The organism is Streptomyces sp. NPDC093261, assembly GCF_044753645.1.
Taxonomy (GTDB): Bacteria; Actinomycetota; Actinomycetes; order Streptomycetales; family Streptomycetaceae; genus Streptomyces.
This window is the reverse complement of sequence record NZ_JBIVNO010000009.1, coordinates 23,959-46,597: the sequence shown is the minus strand read 5'-3', so window position 1 is coordinate 46,597 and position 22,639 is coordinate 23,959. Positions and strand designations below refer to the sequence as shown.

At 72.4% G+C, this 22,639-nt stretch carries 14 protein-coding genes; 5 read left to right on the top strand and 9 right to left on the bottom strand.

Going from position 1 to position 22,639, the window contains the following annotated elements; all coding sequences use genetic code 11:
• Window positions 1-218: 218 nt before the first annotated feature.
• From ACIP94_RS20080 to ACIP94_RS20070, 3 genes are all read left to right on the top strand, one after another.
• Window positions 219-1,748, top strand: a complete 1,530-nt coding sequence (locus tag ACIP94_RS20080; protein WP_402426984.1) for a hypothetical protein — start codon at window positions 219-221, stop codon at window positions 1,746-1,748.
• A gap of 37 nt (window positions 1,749-1,785) precedes the next feature.
• Entirely contained in the window at window positions 1,786-2,664 is an 879-nt protein-coding gene (locus tag ACIP94_RS20075) for a hypothetical protein (protein WP_402426981.1), read from the top strand.
• Between the two features lie 257 nt (window positions 2,665-2,921).
• Window positions 2,922-7,565 carry a hypothetical protein gene (locus ACIP94_RS20070; protein ID WP_402426979.1) on the top strand — a complete coding sequence of 1,548 codons (4,644 nt, stop codon included), beginning with the start codon at window positions 2,922-2,924 and terminating at the stop codon, window positions 7,563-7,565.
• A gap of 1 nt (window position 7,566) precedes the next feature.
• Here the strand turns inward: ACIP94_RS20070 and ACIP94_RS20065 are convergent, their stop codons facing one another.
• From ACIP94_RS20065 to ACIP94_RS20030, 8 genes are all read right to left on the bottom strand, one after another.
• A complete protein-coding gene (locus tag ACIP94_RS20065) occupies window positions 7,567-9,117 on the bottom strand; it encodes a GMC family oxidoreductase (RefSeq protein WP_402426976.1) in 1,551 nt (516 codons plus the stop codon).
• A gap of 16 nt (window positions 9,118-9,133) precedes the next feature.
• Entirely contained in the window at window positions 9,134-10,696 is a 1,563-nt protein-coding gene (locus tag ACIP94_RS20060) for an APC family permease (protein WP_402426973.1), read from the bottom strand.
• Between the two features lie 163 nt (window positions 10,697-10,859).
• The gene (locus tag ACIP94_RS20055; RefSeq protein WP_402426970.1) at window positions 10,860-12,326 is read right to left on the bottom strand and encodes an aldehyde dehydrogenase family protein; all 1,467 of its coding nucleotides are present in this window, start codon (window positions 12,324-12,326) and stop codon (window positions 10,860-10,862) included.
• Window positions 12,307-13,455 carry an aromatic ring-hydroxylating dioxygenase subunit alpha gene (locus ACIP94_RS20050; RefSeq protein WP_402427558.1) on the bottom strand — a complete coding sequence of 383 codons (1,149 nt, stop codon included), beginning with the start codon at window positions 13,453-13,455 and terminating at the stop codon, window positions 12,307-12,309. The genes ACIP94_RS20055 and ACIP94_RS20050 overlap by 20 nt, the downstream gene beginning before the upstream one ends.
• A gap of 104 nt (window positions 13,456-13,559) precedes the next feature.
• Window positions 13,560-14,714, bottom strand: a complete 1,155-nt coding sequence (solA, locus tag ACIP94_RS20045; RefSeq protein ID WP_402426967.1) for an N-methyl-L-tryptophan oxidase — start codon at window positions 14,712-14,714, stop codon at window positions 13,560-13,562.
• Window positions 14,715-14,724: 10 nt separating this feature from the next.
• Window positions 14,725-17,181, bottom strand: coding sequence for an FAD-dependent oxidoreductase (locus tag ACIP94_RS20040; RefSeq protein WP_402426963.1), 2,457 nt, complete (start codon window positions 17,179-17,181; stop codon window positions 14,725-14,727).
• 342 nt (window positions 17,182-17,523) lie between these two features.
• Window positions 17,524-18,609, bottom strand: coding sequence for an S-(hydroxymethyl)mycothiol dehydrogenase (locus ACIP94_RS20035; RefSeq protein WP_402426960.1), 1,086 nt, complete (start codon window positions 18,607-18,609; stop codon window positions 17,524-17,526).
• Between the two features lie 245 nt (window positions 18,610-18,854).
• Entirely contained in the window at window positions 18,855-19,676 is an 822-nt protein-coding gene (locus tag ACIP94_RS20030; protein ID WP_402426957.1) for an IclR family transcriptional regulator, read from the bottom strand.
• A 390-nt stretch (window positions 19,677-20,066) separates the two neighbouring features.
• Here ACIP94_RS20030 and ACIP94_RS20025 point away from each other — a divergent pair, with 390 nt between their 5' ends.
• A complete protein-coding gene (locus ACIP94_RS20025; protein ID WP_402426954.1) occupies window positions 20,067-20,390 on the top strand; it encodes a bifunctional 3-phenylpropionate/cinnamic acid dioxygenase ferredoxin subunit in 324 nt (107 codons plus the stop codon).
• Window positions 20,391-20,433: 43 nt separating this feature from the next.
• Entirely contained in the window at window positions 20,434-21,672 is a 1,239-nt protein-coding gene (locus ACIP94_RS20020) for an NAD(P)/FAD-dependent oxidoreductase (protein WP_402426951.1), read from the top strand.
• 243 nt (window positions 21,673-21,915) lie between these two features.
• On the opposite strand, the gene ACIP94_RS20015 is transcribed toward ACIP94_RS20020, so the two are convergent.
• The gene (locus tag ACIP94_RS20015) at window positions 21,916-22,419 is read right to left on the bottom strand and encodes a hypothetical protein (protein WP_402426948.1); all 504 of its coding nucleotides are present in this window, start codon (window positions 22,417-22,419) and stop codon (window positions 21,916-21,918) included.
• Between the last annotated feature and the right edge of the window lie 220 nt (window positions 22,420-22,639).

The following is a 22,639-nucleotide window of genomic DNA, read 5'->3' as shown; positions in this document are numbered from 1 at the left end:
GGAGGCTGACCCCAGCCCTCGGATGCCGCCTGACCGTCCGACTGCGATGCCGCCCAACGCCGCGGTTCCGGTGCCGTCGGGCCGGAGGCTGACCCCAGCCCTCCGCTGCCGCCGAACCGTTCGTGGGCCGGGCCGCCTCGTGTCTCGCCCGGCCCGTCCCCGCGGGGCGGCCCGCGCCGTTTGGGCTGTTGTCAGACCGAGGACCTAATCTGTGCACCGTGACTTCGCGTGCATCGACGGACCGTGTTCCGCCCCAGCTCAGCGCGGGGCCGCGGCCTGCTCCGGGCCCGGCTGCCGACGAAGGGCTGGCGCGGCGGCTGCGCGCGCTCGCCTGCACGGCGCCGCTGCACGACCTGGACGCGCGCAAGGCCAACCTCGCGGGTGAGTACTCGGTCTACGGGATGGCGGAGATCGCTCTCGCCGCCATCGACCTGGTCACCCTGAACATGGACTTCGACACGGGCGCCGACCACGACCAGATAGTCGCCCGGCTCCTCCCGCGCATCGCCGCCCAGGCCCCGCGGCGCCCGGTCGCCGAGCACGAGCGCGTGGCCCGCTGGGTGCTGGAGAACCTGATCAACGTCGGCAGCGTCGACCGGGGCTTTCGGGCCGTCTACGGCACCTTCGAGCCGGATGGCACCTATGTCCGCCGTGACTACGACTTCAAGCTGATCGAAGAGGTGCCCGGCTACGGCGGCAGTGTCTACCTCCGCACGACGGACGAGGCGGTGAACGTCCTCGTCGGCGCCCTCGACACGGATGTCACCAGCGCGCAGATCGCCGCCGAGGTCAAGCTGGAGGTGCTGATCAGCCGCGGGCGCCTCGCCGACGCCCAGCTCGCCGCCGAGCAGGCGCGCTACCGCACCGTGCAGTACTCGGAGTCGCTGCGCAGGGCCCTGGAGGCCACCCGGCGCAACGTCCGCGCGGTGGACTGGCTGAACGCTGTGCCGGACATGATCGCCGAGGCCCTCGACCATGTCGCCGACCGCTATCGCCACGAGAACGCGATCCTCACCAACATCCGCAGGGCCCGCGACGAGTCCGAGGACCCGGAGCAGAAGCGACGCGCCGCCGAACTCGTCGACATCGTCAAGGACTGCATCCGCAGACACACGCAGTTGCAGTCCCGGCTCCTGGAGGCGGGCCCGCTGTTCCGCGCCGAACAGGACCGGCAGGCGTTCGCCACACCGATGGCGATGTCCGGCACGGACCTCTACGGCCACCTCCTCGCCCCGGTGCTGCCGCTTCCCGTGGAACAGGCGGTCCGTGTCACCGACGCCTTCTTCGCTCACGGCACGGGGCTGCGCACATCCGGTTCCGTCCGGATCGGGGACCTCGTCGACCTGCTGCTCACACCTCCGGTGGAGCGTGAGCACCTCGGGGCGGAGATGCCCGAGCCGGATCTGGTCGCGACCCCGGACGACAGCCGGTTCAGCGAGGAGCAGCTCGCCGCCGCGACGGAGTTGCTCGACCTGCCGGCGGACGCGCCCCGGCGGCTGTCCGGGCTGCTCGCGGAGGCGCGCCGGACGGGAGATCCCGACCTGGCCTACCTGGTGGCCCTGCTGGCCGTGCACGCGGCCAGCCCGCCGGTGGGCACGGCCTACCGGCAGGGCGAGGAGAAGCTGCTCTTCGCCGTCGACGACGGAACGGAGCTGGACGACCCCGAGTTCGGCGGTGCGGATCTGATCGTGGGGACGGCTCTGCTGGACGCGGCCGGAATGGCGGCGGACCGGACGGAGGCGGCATGAACGGCAACCAGTACCAGCGCGACAAGGAGTCCCGACCGTGACCGAGCACGTCGAGTGGAGCGATCCGGAGGCCGCCGCCGCGCCGGCGAGCGCCCCCGTCACCCCCGCCGACGCCGCCGACGCGGCGCGGCTCGTAGCCTTCGGGTTGCAGCCCAAGCTGCTGCCCGCACGCGACCAGGAGTACGCGGACCTCCTGCGCCGCTACCGCGAGGACCCGTCGTTCGGGCGCCTCGCCGACGCCGTCGCCACCGGCCTCGGCCTGGTCGTGCTGGAGGTGTCCCCGCGCGCCGGCATGGCCGTGACCGCCGCCGAGGACTCCGTGTTCGCCATCCGCATGGGCGACTACGCGCGTCGTACGTCGGCCGACTCCGGTGACCGCTTTCTGCACGGGCTCGCCCATCTCGCCGTCGCCGCCCTCGCCTTCCCCCGCCCCGAGGACCTGGCGGACGACGGCTACATCGGCCGGGTCACGGTCAACGGCGTCGACGCGTTCGTGCGCCAGGCCTGCCGCCGTCTCGAGGAGCGGGCCGAGGAGCAGGGGCAGAACACCGACCCGGCGACGGACGCCCCCGCTCTCGAGGCGGCCTGGCGCATCTGGGCCAGACGCAGCGCGACCGGGGCCACCAAGGACGCGCGCAGACTGGCGGGTTCGACCACCGGCATCGTCGCCAAGGCCGTCGCGTTCCTCACGGACTCCGGCTTCCTCCAGCGCACCGGCGACGACGGCGGCGGCACCTACCGCACCACGGCCCGCTACCAGCTCCAGGTGCGCGACATGGCGTGCAGTGCGGCCATGGCCGAACTCCTCGAACTGGGCGTCGTCCCGGTGACCGACGGCACGGCCACCCTGCTGCCCGCCGACGACTCCGACGACCTGGAGCTGGTGGCCGACTCCGGACTGCCCTTCCACTCGTGAGGGTTCCGGAGCGGGCGCCCGAGGCGCCCCACGCCCACGGACGCCCCGAAGCGCCGAGGGCCCCTCACGGCCCTCGTAGCGCCACCGGCTGTAAGGCACCGCAGCGCCACCGGCCTGCGAAGCCCAGCAGCGCCACCGGCCTGTGAAGCACCGCAGCGCCAAGGGCCTGTGAAGCCCCCGACGCGCCCCAGGTCTTCGACGCTCCCGAACCTGCCCACTATCCGAACACTCAGCACGACCGACGACGAGAGCCCCCCATGTACGAGCTGTCCCGGGTCCGCCTCTACTCCATCGGCCCGGCCGGTGCGCGCTATGCCGACACCGTGCTGGACCTGCGGGGTGTGGGCGATCTGGTGCCCGACCCCGCGCCCACCCAGGCGGAGTTCTTCGAGGAGGAGCCCGCCGGGCCACCGCGCCGCCCCGCCCCCGCCGGGGTGCTCTTCCTGGAGAACGGCGGCGGCAAGTCCGTCCTGCTGAAGCTGATCTTCTCGGTGATGCTGCCGGGCCACCGCAACACCCTCGGCGGCGCCAGCTCGGGCGTGCTGCGCAAGTTCCTGCTCGCCGACGACTGCGGACATGTGGCGCTGGAGTGGCAGCACACGCTGACAGGCGAGTGCGTCGTGGTCGGCAAGGTCAGCGAGTGGCGCGGCCGCCAGGTCTCCAGCGATCCCCGCAAGTTCGCGGAGGCCTGGTACTCCTTCCGGCCGGGGCCCGGCCTGAGCCTCGACAATCTGCCGGTCGCCGAGTCCACCGCCGTACGCCCGCCCGTCGAGGGCACGTCCGGCGCACAGGGGCGGCGCCGCACGATGAAGGGCTTCCGGGACGCCCTCACGGAGGCCGGCAAGGCATACCCGCACCTCGAAGTGCACTGGGAGGAGATCCACGACCGCTGGAACGAGCATCTGACCGATCTCGGTCTCGACCCCGAACTCTTCCGCTACCAGCGTGAGATGAACGCGGACGAGGGTGAGGCCGCCGGCCTCTTCGCGGTCAAGAAGGACTCCGACTTCACCGATCTGCTGCTGCGCGCCGTCACGGACACCCGCGACACCGACGGACTCGCCGACCTGGTCAGCGGATTCGGCAACAAGCTGGGACGGCGCTCCGAGCTGATCGCCGAGCGGGACTTCACCGCCGGATCGGTGGACCTGCTCGGGCGCATCGTCGAGGCCACCGAGGGACGGTCACGGGCCCGGGACATCCACGCGGGCGCCGAGCGCCGGACCCGCACGCTGGCGCGGCGGCTGTCCGCGCGCGGGGTGCGGGAGCGGGTCCGGGCCGCCGACCTGGCCCAGCGGGTGACCGCCGCGGCGTACGCCGTCACCCATGCCGAGGGCGCCCGGGAGCGCAGTGCGCTCATCGCGGCCGAACTGGCCTACCGCCATGCGTCGTTGGCGCTCGCCGGCGCAGAGAAGGCCGCCGCCGCGCAGAAGCGTGAACTGGCCGACGCCCGCCAGCTCTACGCCGCGTGGCAGGCCGCCGAGGCCGTGCTGCGGCATCGCGCCGCCGCCGACCGCTCCGCGCGCGTGGCCGCCGCGATCCGCGAGGCCGAGCGGGACGCCGCACCGGCGCTCGCCGCCCGGGCGAAGGCCGCCGTCGACCTCGTACGGGCGTTGCACGCGGCCGCCGAGAGCGCCGAGTCCCTCGCCAACGAGGAGGAGGAGCGATCCGCCGCGCTCCAGGAGACCGCCGAGTCCGCCCACCGGGACTCCACCGCCGCCGCCACGGAGGCACAGCGCGCCCGCAGCGAGGCGGGACATCTGCGCCAGCGGCTCGACGAGGTGGAGCAGGAGACCGCCCAGGCCGTCCGGGCGGGCTGGCTGGACGACAGCGCTCCCGACGCCGACCCGGCACGGGCCGCGCTGGCCGCGAGCGACGCGGAGAAGGAGGCCGTCGCGGCCTGGGACACCGCCCGCGAGGCCTCCCGCCGTGCGTCTGAGCACGCGCGCGAGACGGCCTCCGCCGAGTCCCGGGCGGAACTGACGGCGGCCCGTTCGGCGGACGCGGCCACGGCCGCCGAACGGGCCTACCAGGCCGAGCGCCGGACCGCCGAGGCGCTCGCCGCTGAGGAGCGCCTGGCGGAACTGCTGAGCCTGGCGGCCACGGACACGAGCGCCCGGAAGCGGGTCCCCGGCCCCCGGCGCGACACGGACGTGGATCCGGCCGGCACCCCGGCCACCGGCGAGGGCCCCCTCACCCCCGAGGAACTGGACGGCTTCGCCGACGAACTGCGCGCGCTGCTGGAGGACTCCGTCGCCTCCGCCGAACGGCAGCTTTTCGAACTGCGCACCGCGGCGGCCGACGACGCGCGCATCCTCGGCGCGCTCGGTGACGGCGGGCTGCTGCCGCCGGGCCCCGATGTGCTGGCGACCGTCGAGTTCCTCGGTGAGCACGGCATTCCCGCACTGCCCGGCTGGCGCTATCTCGCCCAGGCCGTCGATCCCGCCGACCATGCGCGCGTGCTGGCCGCCCGCCCCGAACTCGTCGACGGCGTGATCATCACCGATCCGGATGCGCACGCCCGGGCCCGTCAGGCACTCGGCGACGCCGCGTTGCTGCCGCGCTCCGCCGTCGCCGTCGGCACCGCCGCCGCGCTGCTCGCCCCGACCCCGGCTCTCGACGAGAGCGAGGGCGCCGTCGGCGGTGTCTTCCTGGTGCCGCCGAACCCGGCCATGCACGACGAGCACGCCGCCGACGAGGAACGGCAGGCGCTGCGCGCCCGGGCCACCGCGCGCGACGAGGAGATCCGGGCGCTCGCGGCCCGGCTCGGCAAGGACCGCGAGTTGATGGCCCGGCTGGCCTCCTGGCGCACCGGATGCCCGACCGGACGGCTCACTGAACTCGCCACGGCCGCCCGGGACGCCCGCGCGTTCGCCGAGGAGGCGGAGGCCGAGCTGACGGAGGCGCGCACCGCCCGCGCCGAGGCCGACGAGACCGCGGCCGAGGCCGCCCGGATGCGGGACGAGCGGCAGGAAGCCGCCCAGAAGGCCCGCCGCGCCGCCGACGCCCTCGCCGGGCTCGCCTTCCGGCTGCGCGAGCGCGCGGGCTGGCAGGTCAGGCTGCGGGAACTCGCCGACGAGGCGGTCGAGTCGGAGGCCCGCGCCCAGTCGTGTCTGGAGCGCGCCCGTGCCGCCGACGAGGACCGCCGGGCCGCGCAGCGCGCCGCAGACGACGCCCGCCGTACCGCGCGTGCGCTGCGCGCCGAGCGCGCCGAGATCGCGGGCGCCCCCGACGACGTACCGGAGGACGACGCGCACGCCCCCAAGACGTCCCTGCCCGCCCTCCGCGAGGCCTACCGGGCCGCCTCCCAGGTGTACGAGAAGGTAGGCGTCGGCGCGGATCTGCGGGCCGAGCAGGCGCGGGCCGAGAGCGACGAGTCCGCCGCGCTCGCCGAACTGGACCGGCTCAGCAACAAGGTGCGCACGCGCGCCGAGCAGCTCCTCGAGTCCCCCGAGGGCTCCGACGGCCCGTCCCGGCAGGCCGCCGCCGCGCGCGCCGAGGAGCTGGTACAGCTGCTGGAGACCCGGATGTCCACGGCCAGCGAGCAGCTCGGGCGGCTGCGCGGCGAGGCCGAGCGGCACGCGCCCGGGAACGGCGAGGCCCACACCGAGCTGCCCGAGGAACTGGTGCCCCGGGACGCCGAGCACGCGCAGGCCCTGCTGCGTACGGCGACCGCCGAACTCGCCTCCCGGGTCGAGGCGCTCGATCAGGCCCGAGAGGCCCACGCCGAACTCCTCGAGGCCCACCGGGCCGCCGAGGACGCGGCCGGCGGCTTCGACGAGGTCGCGGCGATGCTCCGCGACCTGCTGCGCGAGCACGCCTTTGAGGATGAGCAGGAGGAGCCGGAGCCCTATCCCGGCACGCTCGAGGAGGCCCGCCGGGCCGCCGCGGAGACCCGCAGATCGCTGCGCGGCTGCGCCACCGATCTGTCCGCCGCCGAGGGCGCCGTGCGCGAGGCCTGCGACGTGCTGGTCCGGCACGCCAACTCCACGCGCTACGAGCAGGTCCGCACGCCCGCCCGGCAGCAGATCCGCGAACTGCCCGCGTCCGCGCTGCCGGAGCACGCCCAGCGGTGGGCGGATGCGTTCGCACCCCGGCTGCGCGTCCTGACCGACGAGCTGGCACAGCTGGAGCGCAACCGGGACTCCATCGTGGACCGTCTGCGGGGCCTGGTGGAATCGGCCCTGGCGACCCTGCGGTCCGCGCAGCGGCTGTCCCGGCTCCCGGAGGGTCTCGGGGAATGGTCCGGGCAGGAGTTCCTGCGGATCCGCTTCGACGAACCCGACCAGGCCACCTTGATCGAACGCCTGGGCGAGGTCATCGACGAGGCGACCCGTGCGGCCGTCAGGAAGAACTCCGACCTGCGGCGCGACGGCATGTCGCTGCTCCTGAGAGGCGTCGGCGCGGCGCTCCAGCCCAAGGGTGTCGCGGTCGAGATCCTCAAGCCGGACGCCGTGCTGCGCGCCGAGCGGGTTCCGGTCGGCCAGATGGGAGACGTGTTCTCTGGCGGCCAGCTGCTCACCGCCGCCATCGCCCTGTACTGCACGATGGCCGCGCTGCGCTCCAACGACCGGGGCCGCGACAAGCACCGCCACGCGGGCACGCTGTTCCTGGACAACCCCATCGGGCGCGCCAACGCCACCTACCTGCTGGAGCTCCAGCGGGCCGTCTCGGACGCACTCGGCGTCCAGCTCCTGTACACCACCGGGCTGTTCGACACCACTGCGCTCGCGGAGTTCCCGCTGGTCATCCGGTTGCGCAACGACGCCGACCTGCGGGCCGGGCTGAAGTACATCCGGGTGGAGGAACACCTCCGGCCGGGACTGCCGCAGCAGCCCCAGGCCGGAGAGTCGGTGCACAGCGAGATCACCGCGACAAGGATGTTCAAACGGCCCGCGTGACCTACGCGTCCTCCTTGAGCAGATCCGCGCACTTCTCGCCGATCACCATGGTGGTGATGCACGGGTTGACGGAGATCAGATCCGGCATGACGGAGCCGTCCGCGACCCGCAGCCCCTCGACCCCCTTGACCCGCAGCCGCGCGTCGAGCGGGGCCGAGGGGTCGTCGTCGGCGCCCATCCTCACCGTGCAGGACGGGTGATAGACGGTGTTGTGGGTCTTGTGGATGTAGTCGAGCAGTTCGTCGTCGGTCCGCACATCGGGCCCGGGGGCCAGCTCGGCGCCCGCCCAGCCGCCCAGCGCCGGCTGGGACGCGATCTTCCGCGCCAGCCGGAGCCCGTAGGTCATCACCCGCACATCGTGCTCGTGCGTGAAGTACCGGGGATCGACCTTCGGCTTGTCCCGGTGGTCACGGGTCCGCAGCCGCACCGTGCCCCGGGACTTCGCACGGGTCACGTTCGGCGTGAGACAGAACGCGTTCTCGGACGTCGGATAGCCCCAGCGCGCGGTGTTCATGTCGAACGGCACCGACCCGTAGTGGAACATCAGGTCGGGTCGGTCCAGGCCCGGCGTGGTGTCGTAGAAGATGCCCGCCTCCCACCACTGGGTGGAGGTGGTCGTCATGGGCTGCCTGGCCTCCCACATGATGACGCCCTCCGGGTGGTCCTGGAGGTTCTCGCCGACGCCCGCCGAGTCCACGACCACGTCGACGCCGACCTCACGCAGGTGTTCGGCGGGCCCGATGCCCGACAGCATCAGCAGCTTCGGGGTGTCGATGGAGCCGCAGGAGACGACGACCTCGCGCCGGGCCCGGACCGTGCGGGTGTGCACCAGGTCCGGGTCCAGATAGTCCGCGCCCACACACCTGCGCCCGTCCAGGACCAGCTTCCTCGCCCGTACCCCGGTGCGTATCTCGAGGTTGGGGCGCTTGCCCAGGATCGGGTGGAGGTAGGCCACCGACGAGGACTGGCGGATGTTGTTCTCGTCGGAGTTGATCTGGAACCAGTTGGCGCCCCGGACCACCGTCCTGCCGGTGTTGAAGGGCACCGTCGGGATGCCCGCCTGGGCACACGCCTCCAGCAGCGCCGTGCCGCACGGGTCCTCGCCCTTGAGCGTGCGCAGTTTGACCGGGCCGGTGCGGCCGTGGTGGTCGCCGGGGGCGTCGTTGGACTCCAGCCGCCGGTAGAGCGGGAAGAGGTCGGCCGCGCTCCAGCCCGTACAGCCCCGGGCCGCCCAGTCGTCCAGGTCCTCGGCCGGTGCCCAGAAGGCGATGCAGGAGTTGTGCGAGGAGCAGCCGCCGAGCACCCTAGCCCGGGCGTGCCGCAGGAAGCTGTTGCCGCTGGCCTGCGGCTCCACGGGGTAGTCCCAGTCGTAGCCCGATTCCAGCAGTCCCATCCAGCGCTCCAGCCGGAGGACGTTGTCGTCGCCGGCATCGCTCGGCCCCGCCTCCAGCAGGCAGACCGTGACGGACGGGTCCTCGGAGAGCCGGGCCGCGACCACATTGCCCGCGGTGCCGCCGCCGACCACGACATAGTCGAACGTGTCGAAGCTCATGAGCTGGTGACCTCCTTCAGTCGGCCGCCGGCGCGGCGAGGGGAACGGTCGGTGCGGCCTCGAGCCGGTGCTCGGCGAGCACGCCCGTGCGGTGGCGCTGGACGAACCAGTAGTAGGTGAAGCCGCCGCCCGCGATGACCGCGACGAACAGGACCGCGCCCCAGCGCAGATACCAGTGGTGGGGGGCGGTCGCGTTGTAGACGGCGGCGCGCGGCCAGATGAGGTTGACGGTCATGGCCACGCCCCACACCACGGCCACGATGTTGACGAGCAGACCCCAGCGGCCCAGCGAGAACCTGCCCTCGCCCGCCGGCCGCCATGTCCCGCGCAGCCGCGCGACCAGCATCGGGGCGGTGACGCCCAGATAGGCGAGGTAGATCATGATGATGCCGATGCTGGTGACGACGGTGAAGATCTGCGGCTGGCGGATGTTGACCACCAGGATCGCCAGCGCCAGGACGCCGATGATCACGGCCGGCAGCACCGGGGTCTGGAAGCGCGGGCTGACCCGGGCCAGCAGCGAGGACGCGGGCAGGTTGTTGTCGCGGGCCATCGCGAAGGCCAGCCGGATCGCCGCCGTGTGGACGGCCAGGGCACACACGGTGACCGCGATGAGCACGCACCACAGCATCGCCTTGCCGGCCGTCGGGCCGAGTACATCGAGCACGATGTACTGAAGACCGTCCGTCGACAGCTTGTCGCCGTTCAGGCTGGACACGCTCATCAGGGCCAGCAACAGCACCAGACCCCCCAGGACGAATGAGGCGACGATCGCCCTGATGATCGCGCGCGGCGCGTTCCGGGACGGGTCCAGACACTCCTCGCCGAGGGAGGAGGCCGTGTCGAAGCCGTACATGACGTACGCCGACGCCAGCGACGCCACCAGGAACGCGCCCAGATAGCCGGTCGAGTACCCCGCTCCGGTTCCGGCCGTGTCCATCACCACCTGCGGGCCGCGGGTGATGTGCACCGCGAACAGGACGATCAGTACGACGGTGGCGAGCAGTTCGATGAACACGCCCGCGGTGTTGATGGTGGCCATCAGCTTGACCCCGAAGGCGTTCACCAGCGTGGTGAACAGGATCAGCACCGCGGCGAGCACGACGGCGTTCGTCGCCACGTCGTACTTCCCGGTGCCGTCGCCCACGAACTGGAAGGTGGACGAGATCTGCGGGAGCGTCAGCTGGTAGGCCAGCGCCACCGCGGAGATGGAAACGATCGACGCGATCAGCATCATCCAGCCGGCGAGCCATCCCAGATGCGGATTGCCCACCTTCTTCGACCAGTTGTAGACGGATCCCGCGATCGGGTAGCGGGCGGCCAGCTCCGCGAAGCACAGGGCGACCGCGAACTGGCCGACGAACACCATCGGCCATGACCACCAGTAGGCCGGGCCGCCGCTGCCGTAGCCGAAGTAGAAGAGCTGGAAGGTGCCGGTCAGGATCGAGATGTAGCTGATCCCGGCGGCGAAGGTGTGGAAGTTGCCGAGGGTGCGCTTGAGTTCGGGCTTGTACCCGAATTCCGTGAGTTCGGTGTCGTCACCGTGGCGTGGGCCGGATGGTTGCTCGGTCGTCGTCATGAGCGGACTCCTGGTGGGCCAGGGAGGGCGGGGGTCGAGGGAGCGCGGCTCCTGCGGGTGCCGGGGTGGGAGGGATGGGGTCGCAGGGATCGGGCCGGACGGATCGGGAGGGGTCGGGCGGCGGGGAGGGTGCTGAAGCGATTCGGCGCGGAGGAGCGCCGGGTCAGGCGAACCAGCCCTCGGGCGAGGGCGCGGTGTTCCGCCAGATGTGCTTGGCCTCCCGGTACTCGGCGAGTCCCGAAGGCCCCAGTTCCCGGCCGAAGCCGGACTGCTTGAAACCGCCCCACTCGGCCTGCGGGACATAGGGGTGGTAGTCGTTGATCCATACGGTGCCGAGCCGCAGCCGGGACGACACCCGCCGGGCCCTGGCCTCGTCGGTGGTCCACACGGCGCCCGCGAGGCCGTAGACCGAGTCGTTCGCGAGCCGCACGGCCTCCGCCTCGTCCGTGAAGCGCTCCACGGTCAGCACCGGTCCGAAGGACTCCTCCCGCACGACGCTCATTCCCGAGGAGCACTCGTCCAGCACGGTCGGCAGATAGTAGAAGCCGTTGTCGTGGCCCGGCCCGGACGGACGTGTCCCGCCGCAGCGCAGCACCGCACCTTCCCGGAGGCCCCGGGCCACATACGCCTCGACCTTCGCCCGGTGCTCCGCCGAGATCAGCGGCCCGGTCTGGGCTCGCTCGTCGAACGGGCCGCCGAGCCGGATCGCTGCGGCCCGCCGGACCACCTCGTCGACGAACCGGTCGTGCAGTCCGTCCTCGACCAGCAGCCGCGCCCCTGCCGAGCAGACCTGCCCGGAGTGCAGGAACACCGCCGTCAGGGCCATGTCGACGGCCGCCTCGAAGCAGGCGTCGGCGAACACGATGTTCGGGTTCTTGCCGCCCAGCTCCAGAGCGACCCTCTTCACCGTGCCGGCCGCGGCCGCCATCAGCCGGCGGCCCGTGTTGAGACCGCCCGTGAAAGACACCAGATCGACGTCCGGGTGGTCGCCCAAGGGCGCCCCCGCCTCCGGACCGGCGCCCAGGACCAGGTTCGCCGCACCCGGCGGGAGCCCGGCCTCCTGGAGCAGCCGCACCAGATGGATCGCCGAGTGCGGGGTCAACTCGCTCGGCTTCAGCACGAAGGTGTTGCCCGCCGCGAGCGCCGGCGCCACCTTCCACGCCGTCTGGAGCAGGGGATAGTTCCATGGCGTGATCAGCGCACAGACGCCCACCGGTTCGTACACGACCCGGCTGTCGACCTCCGGTCTGCCGGTGTCGATCACCCGGCCGGTCTCCTGCGCCGCGAGCCGTCCGTAGTAGCGGAAGCAGCCCACCACGTCATCGACGTCGTACGCGCTCTCGACCAGCCGCTTCCCCGTGTCCAGGGACTCGGCGCGGGCCAGCGCGTCCTTGTCGCGGACCAGCAGATCGGCGACGCGCAGCAGCAGGTCACCGCGCTCGGCCGCGGGCGTGGCCGGCCAGGGGCCCTCGTCGAAGGCGCGGCGCGCCGCCGCGATCGCGTCGGCCGTGTCCTTGCCGCCCGCCTCGTCGACCACGCCGACCAGGGAGCCGTCGGCGGGGCAGCGGATCTCCCGCGTGCGCTCGTCGAGCGCGTCGCGCCACTCGCCGTCAATGAACAGGTCCGCCATGCCCGCCTCCCAGCTTGTCCAGAACCCACGCGTGGAAGATCCCGATGTGATGCTCCGTGGGCACCAGCACACCGCCCGCGCGGTAGGCCCGGGAGGACATCGCGGGCTGGGTCCGCTCGCATGCCTCGAAGTCCTGCTCGTTGACCCGGTGGAACAGCTCCACCGACTTGGACACATCCGCCCCGGCCCCGACCACCTCCGGCGCGTACAGCCAGTCGCACTCGACGACCGTGCGGTCCTCGGCGAGCGGGAACATGCGGTGCAGGATCACATGGTCCGGGACGAGGTTGACGAACACCGTCGGCTTCACGGTGATCGCGTAGTAGCGGCGGTCCTGGTCCTCCGAGACGTCCGGCAGCTTCGCGAAGCCCTCGCTGCCGTCGACCGTGAAGCCCCGGATGCCCTCGCCGAACTCCGCGCCGTGCCCCACGTAGTACTGGGCGGCGTACCCGTAGGCGAACTCGGGCAGGACGTCGACGAGTTCCGGGTGGATCGTCGCGCAGTGGTAGCACTCCATGAAGTTCTCGACGATCAGCTTCCAGTTCGCCTGTACGTCGTAGACGATCCGCTTGCCGAGTGCCAGCCGCTCGGCGCCGTAGTGCTCGATCGCGGCCGCGTCGCCGAGCCGTTCCACGGCCGCCCCCATCACCGTCTCCTCGAAGGACGGCGGGTCGTCGGCCAGGCAGACCCAGGCGTAGCCGAGCCACTCCCGCAGCGCGACCCCGACGAGGCCGTACGCGACCCGGTCGACATCCGGCATCCGCACCAGGTTCGGCGCGGCGACGAGCCTGCCGTCGAGGTCGTAGGTCCAGGCGTGGTACGGGCACTGGAGGGTGCGCCGGACCTGGCCCGACTCCTCCAGGCACAGCCGGGCGCCGCGGTGGCGGCAGATGTTGAGGAAGGCGCGCAGCTCACCGGTGCGCGTACGGGTGATCAGAACGCTCTCACGGCCGACCTGGACGGTGCGGAAGGCACCCGGCGCGGCCAGGTCCGCGCCGCGGACCGCACAGAACCACATCGACTCGAACAGCAGCTCCTGCTCCTGCCGGAAGATCTCCGGGTCGGTGTAGTAGTGCCCGGGGAGGGTGGCGATCAGGCTCGTCGAGATCTGCCGGGAGGAGGCGGGGATCTGCCGGGGGGAGACGGGAGGCGTCTGGGGGGAGGCGGGAGGCGTCTGGGGGGAGGCGGGAGGCGTCTGGGGGGAGGCGGGAGGCGTCGTCACGTGCGGGCTCCTCAGGCGGGCGCGGCGGCGAGGCGGGAGGGGTCGAACAGACCGATGGGGTGCCCGGTGGTGCCGGTGAGCGCGAGATCGGCCAGGATCTCGCCGACGACGGGCACGAACTTGAAGCCATGACCGGAGAAACCGCAGGCCACGGTCACGGACTCGGGGTGCGCGGGGTGGCGGGAGATGACGAAGTGCTCGTCGGGTGTGTTGGAGTACATGCAGGTGGCGGCCTTCAGGAAGGTGCCGGGCAGCTCCGGGATGCAGTGGGACATGTGGTCCGCCATGGCGCGGATCTCTTCCTCGTGGACGGTCCGGTCGATGGTCTCCGGGGTGCAGACGGTGCCCTTGCGGAAGAAGGCCACCTTGGCCCCGAGGTCCGGCCCGTCGATCGCGGGGAAGCCGTAGACCTGGACCCGTCGTGCGTTCTCCCAGATGTAGACGGGATGGTTTTCGGGGAGGAACGGGCCGGTGCCATGGCGTGGCTGGAACCAGTACATGACCTGCCGCTCGATGGTGAACGGCACCCCGAGGTCGGTCAGCAGCCGCGGCGCCCACGCGCCGGGGCAGATCACCAACTGGCCCGCGGTGTAGGTGTTCTCGGCGGTGTGGACCCGGACGCCGTCCCGGTACGGCTCCCAGCGGAGCATCGGCTCCTCGAAGTGCAGCTCCGCACCCTGCCGGGTGGCGAGCTGGAGGTGCGCGGCGACCATGTTCTCGGGGCGGACCAGGCCGGCGTTCCTCTCGTACAGGGCGACCTCGTCGTCCTGCGGGGTGAGGGTCGGAAAGCGGCGCCTGATATCCCGCGCGTCCAGCATCTCGTGGGGCAGGCCCCACGCGATGGCCGAGCGCAGCGAGCCGGAGACGGTCCGGGACGCCGGCGGCCCTACCATCACCCCGCCGCACAGCGTGGCGATGTCACGGCCGGTGGCGCGCTCCACCTCCTCGTAGAGTTCGTACGCGCGCAGCAGCAGGGGTACGTACGCCGGGTCCTCGAAGTACGACTGCCGGGTGATCCGCGAACCGCCGTGACTGGAGCCGCGGTTGTGGACCGGGCCGAACCTCTCCAGGCCCAGCACCCGTGCGCCGCGCGCGGACAGATGGTGGGCGGCGGCGCTGCCCATGCCGCCGAGACCGATGACGATGACGTCGTACGAAGGGGACATCGGGCGCCTCCTAGCGGCGGATACGGGTCATCTTCGGGTCGAACAGCGGCTCGTCGGCCACGGTCGCGGGCACCTTCTCGCCGAAGTACCCGATGTGCACACCTCTTCCGGTGGCGAGCGGCGGCAGCCAGGCGTAGGCGATGCAGCGGCCCAGGGTGTAGCCGTACGAGGCGCTCGTGACATAGCCGCGGGGCGTGCCGTCGACGTACACGGGCTCCTTGCCGAGAACGTTCGCGGCCGGGTCGTCCAGCAGGAGCGGGGTGAGCCTCCGGGTCGCCTCGGGGAGCTCCCGGAGGGCTTCCTGCCCGACGAAGCCGTTCTTGTCCATGCGGACCGCGAAGCCGAGCCCCGCCTCGAACGGATGGTGCTCGTCCGTCATGTCGACGCCCCAGGAGCGGTACCCCTTCTCCAGGCGCAGGGAGTTGAAGGCCGACCGTCCGGCCGCCACCGCGCCGTGCTCCCGGCCGGCCTCCCAGAGCGTGTCCCAGAGGCGGAGTCCCAGGTCGGCGGTGGTGTACAGCTCCCAGCCGAGTTCGCCGACGTAGCTCAGCCGCATCGCCGTCACCGGGACGTGCCCGATGTACGTCTCCTTGGCGCGGAAGTAGCCGAAGCCCTCGTGCGAGAAGTCGTCGCGGGTCAGCGGCTGGACGAGGTCACGGGCCAGCGGCCCCCAGACACCGATGCAGCAGGTGCCGGAGGTGATGTCCCTGATACCGACGTCCGAGGGGGCGTGGCGCAGGAGCCAGTCGAGGTCGGCCGGGGAGTTCGCGCCCACCTGGAAGCGATCGGTGCCCAGCCGCGCCACGGTGAGGTCGGAGCGGATGCCGCCCGTGGGGTCGAGGAGCAGGGTGTAGGTGATCGCGCCCGGCTTCCTGCGGACGTTGTTGGTGGTCATGCGGTCCAGGAACGCGAGGGCTCCCGGGCCCGTGACCTCCAGACGGCGCAATGGGGTCATGTCATACAGCGCGACCCTTTCGCGGGTCGCCCTGGCCTCGGCGGCCGCGATCGGCGACCAGTAGCGGGCGGACCAGGTGTCGCGTTCGGGCAGCCGCAGACCGTCCACGAGCGGGGCGTTGGCCTCGTACCAGCGCGGACGCTCCCAGCCCCCGCCCTCCAGGAACCGGGCGCCGAGGGCCTCCTGGCGGGCGTGGAAGGGGCTGACGCGCAGCGGGCGCGGCTGCTCCATCGGCTGGAGCGGGTGGAGCACGTCGTACACCTCGACGAACTGCTGTGAGCCGCGCTCCGTAATGTACGCCGGTGAGCGCTGCGCGTCCTCGAAGCGGGTGAGGTCGCACTCGTGGACGTCAAGGGAGGGCCGCCCGTCGACCATCCACTCGGCGACCGCCCTGGCCACACCGGCGGAGTGGGTGACCCAGACGGCTTCGGCCAGCCAGAAGCCGCGCACACCGCGTGACTCGCCGAGGACCGGCATGCCGTCCGGGGTAAACGAGAAGACGCCGTTGAAGCCCTCCTCGATCTCCGCATCGCGCAGGTCGGGCATCAGCCAGCGGCAGTCCTCCCAGCTCGGGGCCCAGTCCTCCGCCGTGAAGGGAAACGAGGAGGGCATCTCCATGTTCCGGGCGCGGGCCTCGTCGTAGGCGAGGACCGCGAACGGGTCGACGGGCATCGGCCGGTGGGCGTAGGAGCCGATGCCGATGCGGTCGGTGTGCTCGCGGAAGTAGAGGTCGCGGTCCTGGAAGCGGAGGATCGGACGCGAGGCCTCGTGCCGGTGGTCCGCGAGTGCGGGCAGCGGCTTTGTCCTCGCGTACTGGTGGGCGAGCGGTTGCAGGGATACGTCGACTCCCGCCATACGGCCGATGACGGGGCCCCAGAAGCCGGCCGCCGAGACGACGTGGTCGGCCGGGAAGGCGCCCCGGTCGGTGACGACCGAGGTGACACGGCCGTCGCGCTGCTCGATGCCGGTGACGGTGTGCCGGTCCAGGAAGCGCGCGCCGCGGCTTGTCGCGCGCTCCATCTGGGCGCGGGCCGCGAGCACGGCGCGGGCCAGGCCGTCGTCGGGGGTGTGGAAGCCGCCGAGCACCAGCGACGCGTCGACGAGCGGCCACAGTTCCTTGCAGCGGGCGGCGCTCACGACCTCGCCGCGTACGCCCCAGGAGGCCGCGTAGCCGGCCTTGCGGTGCAGGTCGGCCAGGCGCTCCGGGGTCGTCGCCAGTTCCAGGCCACCGACCTGGTTGAAGCAGGGGACGCCGTCGATCTCGAGGGAGCCGAACTTCTCGACGGTGTAGCGCGCGAACGCCGTGAGGGTCTTCGACGGGCTGGTCTGGAAGACCAGGCCCGGCGCGTGGGAGGTGGAGCCGCCGGGTGCGGGCAGGGGGCCCTGTTCGAGGACGGTGACGTCGCTCCAGCCGCGGGCGGTCAGCTCGTCGGCGAGGGAGCAGCCGACGATGCCGGCGCCGATGACGACCACACGGGGTCCGGGGGAGCCGTTCTTGGGCGTGGTGGACATGCCCCTCCTTGTGGTGGCGGGGATGACGGGGGTCGGGGGAGGCACTTGTGCGGTGCGGGGCGCGGGGGAGGCTGCTGGTGCGGGGGAGCGCGGGACTGCCGGGGCAGCCGTTTGTGCGGCGGGGTGGGATGGGGCAGTGCGCTTACGCGGCGCGTGGGTCGGGTCGGTCTTCTTACGCGGCGCGTGGGTCGGGTCGGTCTTCTTGCGCGGCGCGTGGGTCGGGTCGGTCTTCTTGCGCGGCGCGCGGGTCGGGGCGCTCCGCGGCGATCGTCGTGTTCCGGCCATGCCCGGCGGGGACGACCGAGGCGGCCGCGCGCTCGGCGCGCACGCTCGCGGGGGCGCTCACAGCACCACCACCGAGCGCAGCACCTCGCCCCGGTGCATCCTGCCGAACGCCTCCTCCACCTGATCCAGGGCGATGGTCTCGCTGACGAACGCGTTCAGGTCGAGCAGGCCGTACAGATACTGATCGATGAGAAACGGGAAATCCCTGCTCGGCAGACAGTCTCCGTACCAGGAGGACTTGATCGCGCCACCGCGCGAGAACACGTCGAGCAGCGGCAGTTCGACCTTCATCTCCGGGGACGGGACCCCGACCTGGATCAGCAGGCCGGCGTGGTCGCGCATGTAGAAGGCCTGAGTGAACGTCTCCGGGCGGCCCACAGCGTCGATGGCGATGTCGACACCGAACCCGTCGGTGAGGGCGCGTACGGCTTCGACCGGGTCCGTGCCACGGGAGTTGACGGTGTGGGTGGCCCCGAACTTCTCCGCCTGGTCGAGCTTCTTGTCGTCGATGTCGACGGCGATGACCTTCATGGCGCCGTTCAGGCAGGCTCCCGCGATGGCCGCGTTGCCGACTCCGCCGCAGCCGACGACGGCGACCGAGTCGCCGCGGCCCACGCTGCCGGTGTTCACGGCCGCGCCGTACCCGGCCATCACCCCGCAGCCGATCAGGCCCGCGGCCTCGGGGCGGGCGGCGGGGTCGATCTTCACCGCCTGACCGGCCGCGACCAGGGTCTTCTCGGCGAAGGCGCCGATCCCGAGGGCGCTGGTGAGAGGAGTGCCGTCCAACAGGGTCATCGGCTGCGCGGCGTTGCGGGAGTCGAAGCAGTACCAGGGGCGGCCGCGGCGACAGGATCGGCAGGAACCGCAGGGGGCGCGCCAGGCGAGCACCACATAGTCGCCGGGAGCGAGGTCGGTGACGCCGTCGCCGACCGCCTCCACCGTGCCGGCCGCCTCATGACCCAGCAGGAACGGGAAGTCGTCGGTGATCGCGCCCTCCCGATAGTGCAGATCCGTGTGGCAGACCCCGCAGGCCTGCACCTTGACGAGCACCTCGCCGGGGCCCGGATCGGGGACCACGATCGTCTGCACCTCGACGGGTGCCCCCTTCTTCACAGCGACTACGGCACGGACCTCATATGGCACGACCTAGCTCCTCTGCTGTTGCGCAATACACGATGGGTTGCGCGATGGGGAACATACTGAGAACAGCGTCACGGGGCCGTCAAGAGGAGTGCGTTAACCCTTGGCAAAAGGAGCGGGGGCGGCCGAAACGCGTACGACACACCGCGGCGCGGGACCGGAGATCCCGGTCCCGCGCCGCGGCGCGGACCCATCAGGAGCCTTCGCAGAAGGCCGTGGCCCCGCTCGGTCGTGCCGCTGTCGTCCCCTCAGAACCCGTACCCCATCCGGCGCGAGAGCTCGGCCCCCGCCGCCACGGTCCGCTTGGCCAGCTCCGGCAGCCGGTCGGCGTTCAGCCGGTACACCGGCCCCGAGACGCTGATCGCGGCGATCACCCTGCCGTCGTGGGCGTGGACCGGGGCGGCGACGGCCGCCAGGCCCAGCTCCAGCTCCTCGATCGTGACGCCGTAGCCCTGCTCGATCACCGCCTCCAGCTCGGCGCGCAGTGCGTTCGCGCCGGTGATCGTGCGCTCGGTGAAGCGGGGCAGGGAGCGGGCGAGGAGCCCCTCGCGCAGCGTGGGGGACATATGGGCGAGCAGCACCTTGCCGCTGGACGTGGCGTGCAGCGGGGTCCGCCGGCCCAGCCAGTTCTGCGCCGTCACCGACGCCGTGCCGCGAGCCTGCATGATGTTGACCGCCGCGTCGTCGTCGAGAACCGCGATGTTGACGGTCTCGCCCAGCTCGTCGGCGAGTTCCCGGCAGACCGGGACGCCCTCCTGTGAGATGTCCAGCCGCACCGCCGCCGCCCCCGCCAGGCGCAGCACGCCGGCCCCCAGGTAGTACTTTCCGCGGTCCTTGGCCTGGGCCACCAGGCCGCGGTTCTCCAGGACACCGAGCAGCCGGAAGGCGGTGGACTTGTGCACGTCCAGCTCGTCGGCGATCTCGGTCACGCCCGCCTCACCGTGCCGTGCGAGGATCTCCAGCACGCTCACGGCGCGGTCGACCGACTGCACGGCGCTGACCGCTCCTCTGCCGTTCTGCCGCTCCTGGGACTCCTCGCCGCTGCCGGACTGCTTCTGCGTGCGGGTCATGGCTCAACACTCACCACCTGGCGGCCCTGTTTGGGCCGCATCTGCGGGAAACCCTTGACGCGACGGTCACCCCGCCCGGATTCTGTTGCGCACAGCGCCACTACGTGCGCCATGCGAAACATCATGTTACCGAAGCGTCCGGATCCCGGAAGGGGCGCGATCCCCGAAAGCGCCCGGCCTACGAGGAAGGCCGATCTCCGCAAGGACCGTTCCCGGGGAGGAGCGGGCCCCGGAGGAGGACAGCCCCCCGAAGGGAACCGGTCGCGCAGGCGGACCCGACGATCTGGACCCCTGTGGCCCCGGTCCTTCCCCGACCCCACCGCCTGAACTCCCTTACTTCCCGGACCGAGTGGGTCCCGGACCGCGCGTCCCGGACCGAGAGGGGGGCCCGTGATTCCCGTCTGCCGCCTTGAAGACCTCCCCGCGGGTGAGGCCATCCGCATCGACGGCGACCCGCCCATCGCCGTGTTCCACACCGAGGACGGGCAGCTGTACGCCATCGACGACACATGCACCCACCAGGACGCCTCCCTCTCCGAGGGCTGGCTGGAGGGCTGTCTGATCGAGTGCCCGCTCCACGCCGCCTCGTTCGACCTCCGTACCGGCGAACCGACCTGCCTTCCTGCCCGACGCGCCGTGCGCACCCACCGGGTGACGGTCGACCAGGGCGTGATCCATGTGCATCTGGTGGTGGAGGAGGGCAGCGCGGCATGACGACCCCGGCTCTCCGGACGGTACGCGCACGGGAGACACCCTCATGAAAACCGTCACCGTCGTCGGCGCCTCACTCTCCGGGCTCTACGCCGCCCGTGAGCTGCGTGCCCAGGGCTTCGACGGGCGGCTGGTGATCGTGGGGGACGAGACCCACCGGCCGTACGACCGGCCGCCCCTGTCCAAGGACTTCCTCACCGGCCGCGCCGACGAGGGACAACTCGCGCTGACCGACGCGGAGGAGACCGCCGAACTCGACGCGGAGTGGCTGCTCGGCGTACGCGCCCGGGGCCTCGACGCCCGTGGCCGCACGGTGCTCCTCGAAGACGGCCGCACGGTGTCCACGGAGGGCGTAGTGATCGCCACAGGGGCGTCCGCCCGCCCGCTGCCCGGCGACCGCCTCGCCGGGGTGCACACCCTGCGCACCCTCGACGACGCGCGCGCCCTGCGCGCCGAGCTCACCCGGGGAGCGCGCCGGGTCGTCGTCATCGGCGGCGGCTTCATCGGGGCCGAGACCGCTTCCTCCTCCGCCGCGCTCGGCCATGAGGTCACGGTCGTGGAAGCCGCACCCCTGCCCCTCGTCCCGCAACTCGGGCCCGAGATGGCCGCCGTATGCGCCGCGCTGCACCGCCGCGGAGGTGTCGCCCTGATCACCGGCTCGGGGGTCGCCCGGCTGCGCGGCGCCCCGGTCAAGGGCGCCGACGCCGCAGCGGCGCCTGGCGCGGAGTCCCCACCAGGGCGAGCCGTCACGGCGGTAGAGCTGTCCGACGGCCGCGTCCTGCCCGCCGACACGGTGATCGTCGGCATCGGCGCCACCCCCAACACCGACTGGCTGGCCGGTTCGGCGCTCACCCTGCACGACGGCGTCCTGTGCGACGACGGCTGCGTCACCGCCCTCCCCCAGGTGGTCGCCGTCGGCGACGTCGCCCGGGTCGGCGGCCACCGTGCCGAGCACTGGACGTCCGCCACCGAGCAACCCCGCGTCGCCGTGCGCAATCTGCTGGCGGGCCGCACCACCGAGACGCTGCGGTCCCTGCCGTACTTCTGGTCCGATCAGTACGGCGCTCGCCTCCAGTTCGCGGGGCATCGGCACAAGACCGACACCGTCCGCATCACCGAGGGCACCCTCGAGGACGGCGCGCCCGCCGAAGGCGGTCTTCTCGCCGTCTACCAACGCCGTGGGCGGACCACCGCGGTTCTCTCCATCGACCGTCCCCGCCCCTTCATGCGGGCCAGACGTGACCTGGCACGCCGCACCGAACCGGTGGAGCCGGCCGCCTTGTGACGCACCGGCGGGGCGGCCTGGAGGCCGGCAGGGTCATGCACTGGCGGGGCGGCTTGGAGGCCGACAGGGTCATGCACCGGAGGGGGCCGCCCCGGTGGCGCCGTGACCCGCCGGCCCGGAGGGGGGAAGCCTGACTCGCCGGCGCGGGGGCGGCACCGTGCCCCCGCCGGCCCGGAGGCGGGACGGGACCCGCCGACCCGGGGCGGTGGTGGAGCGACCACGTCCGCCCTTCCCCCCATGCGGCTACGGGTGCGACAGCTGGCCGGCGCCGCCCTGCCCGGGTATGCGTCGCTGAGCCCGCTCCGCGGCCCGGGCCCGCCGACGCTCCGTGCGGCGCTCGCGGCGCAGCTCCCGGGCCGTGCTGCTGGGGGCCGACACCACTCCATGGCGCTGGTACCACACCTGGCGCGTCACCCAGACGTCGAGCACGCCCCAGGTCGCCACCACCGTGCTGGCGACGCTCGATAGGACCATCGGGAACGCCAGCCAGGAGTCGGCCATCGTGCACAGGAAGGCGACGACCGCCTGAATGAGCGTCACCGCGATGATGAGCACGGCCCGCACCGCCGCCGTACGCACCGCATCCGGGAGCCGCCGCCTGCGCGCGGGCTCCTCCACCCACAACGGCCGGCAGTGCGGCGTCTCGTACTGCTCCTCGACCCGACCCGGCCTCCGCTCATCCCCTGGCGCCGTCCTGGGCGTTGCACCACCCGACCCCGGCGTCCCGCGCCGCTCTGCCGTGCCCATCAACCCGTCACTCCCCACCGCCCGCAGGCCCCTCGCCCCGGTGTCATCCGACTCCGGCTTCTCAGCGGCTGCCCGGCTTGCGCTGTTTTACGCCGCCTGAGCGCGGCTGGCGGCGCCTGTAGCCGAATCCGCCCCCGATTCCCGTACAGAAGGACGATCGACGTTCTGCGAAGATTCCCACCGAACGAAAATTTCCGGCCAACCGCCCCGGATGCCCGGC

Excerpts from the sequence above, each read along its gene's own strand:
- ACIP94_RS20070 (WP_402426979.1), top strand. The coding sequence starts at position 2,922 with ATGTACGAGCTGTCCCGGGTCCGCCTCTACTCCATCGGCCCGGCCGGT.
- ACIP94_RS20065 (WP_402426976.1), bottom strand. The coding sequence starts at position 9,117 with ATGAGCTTCGACACGTTCGACTATGTCGTGGTCGGCGGCGGCACCGCG.
- ACIP94_RS20060 (WP_402426973.1), bottom strand. The coding sequence starts at position 10,696 with ATGACGACGACCGAGCAACCATCCGGCCCACGCCACGGTGACGACACC.
- ACIP94_RS20055 (WP_402426970.1), bottom strand. The coding sequence starts at position 12,326 with ATGGCGGACCTGTTCATTGACGGCGAGTGGCGCGACGCGCTCGACGAG.
- solA (WP_402426967.1), bottom strand. The coding sequence starts at position 14,714 with ATGTCCCCTTCGTACGACGTCATCGTCATCGGTCTCGGCGGCATGGGC.
- ACIP94_RS20040 (WP_402426963.1), bottom strand. The coding sequence starts at position 17,181 with ATGTCCACCACGCCCAAGAACGGCTCCCCCGGACCCCGTGTGGTCGTC.
- ACIP94_RS20030 (WP_402426957.1), bottom strand. The coding sequence starts at position 19,676 with ATGACCCGCACGCAGAAGCAGTCCGGCAGCGGCGAGGAGTCCCAGGAG.
- ACIP94_RS20020 (WP_402426951.1), top strand. The coding sequence starts at position 20,434 with ATGAAAACCGTCACCGTCGTCGGCGCCTCACTCTCCGGGCTCTACGCC.
- ACIP94_RS20015 (WP_402426948.1), bottom strand. The coding sequence starts at position 22,419 with ATGGGCACGGCAGAGCGGCGCGGGACGCCGGGGTCGGGTGGTGCAACG.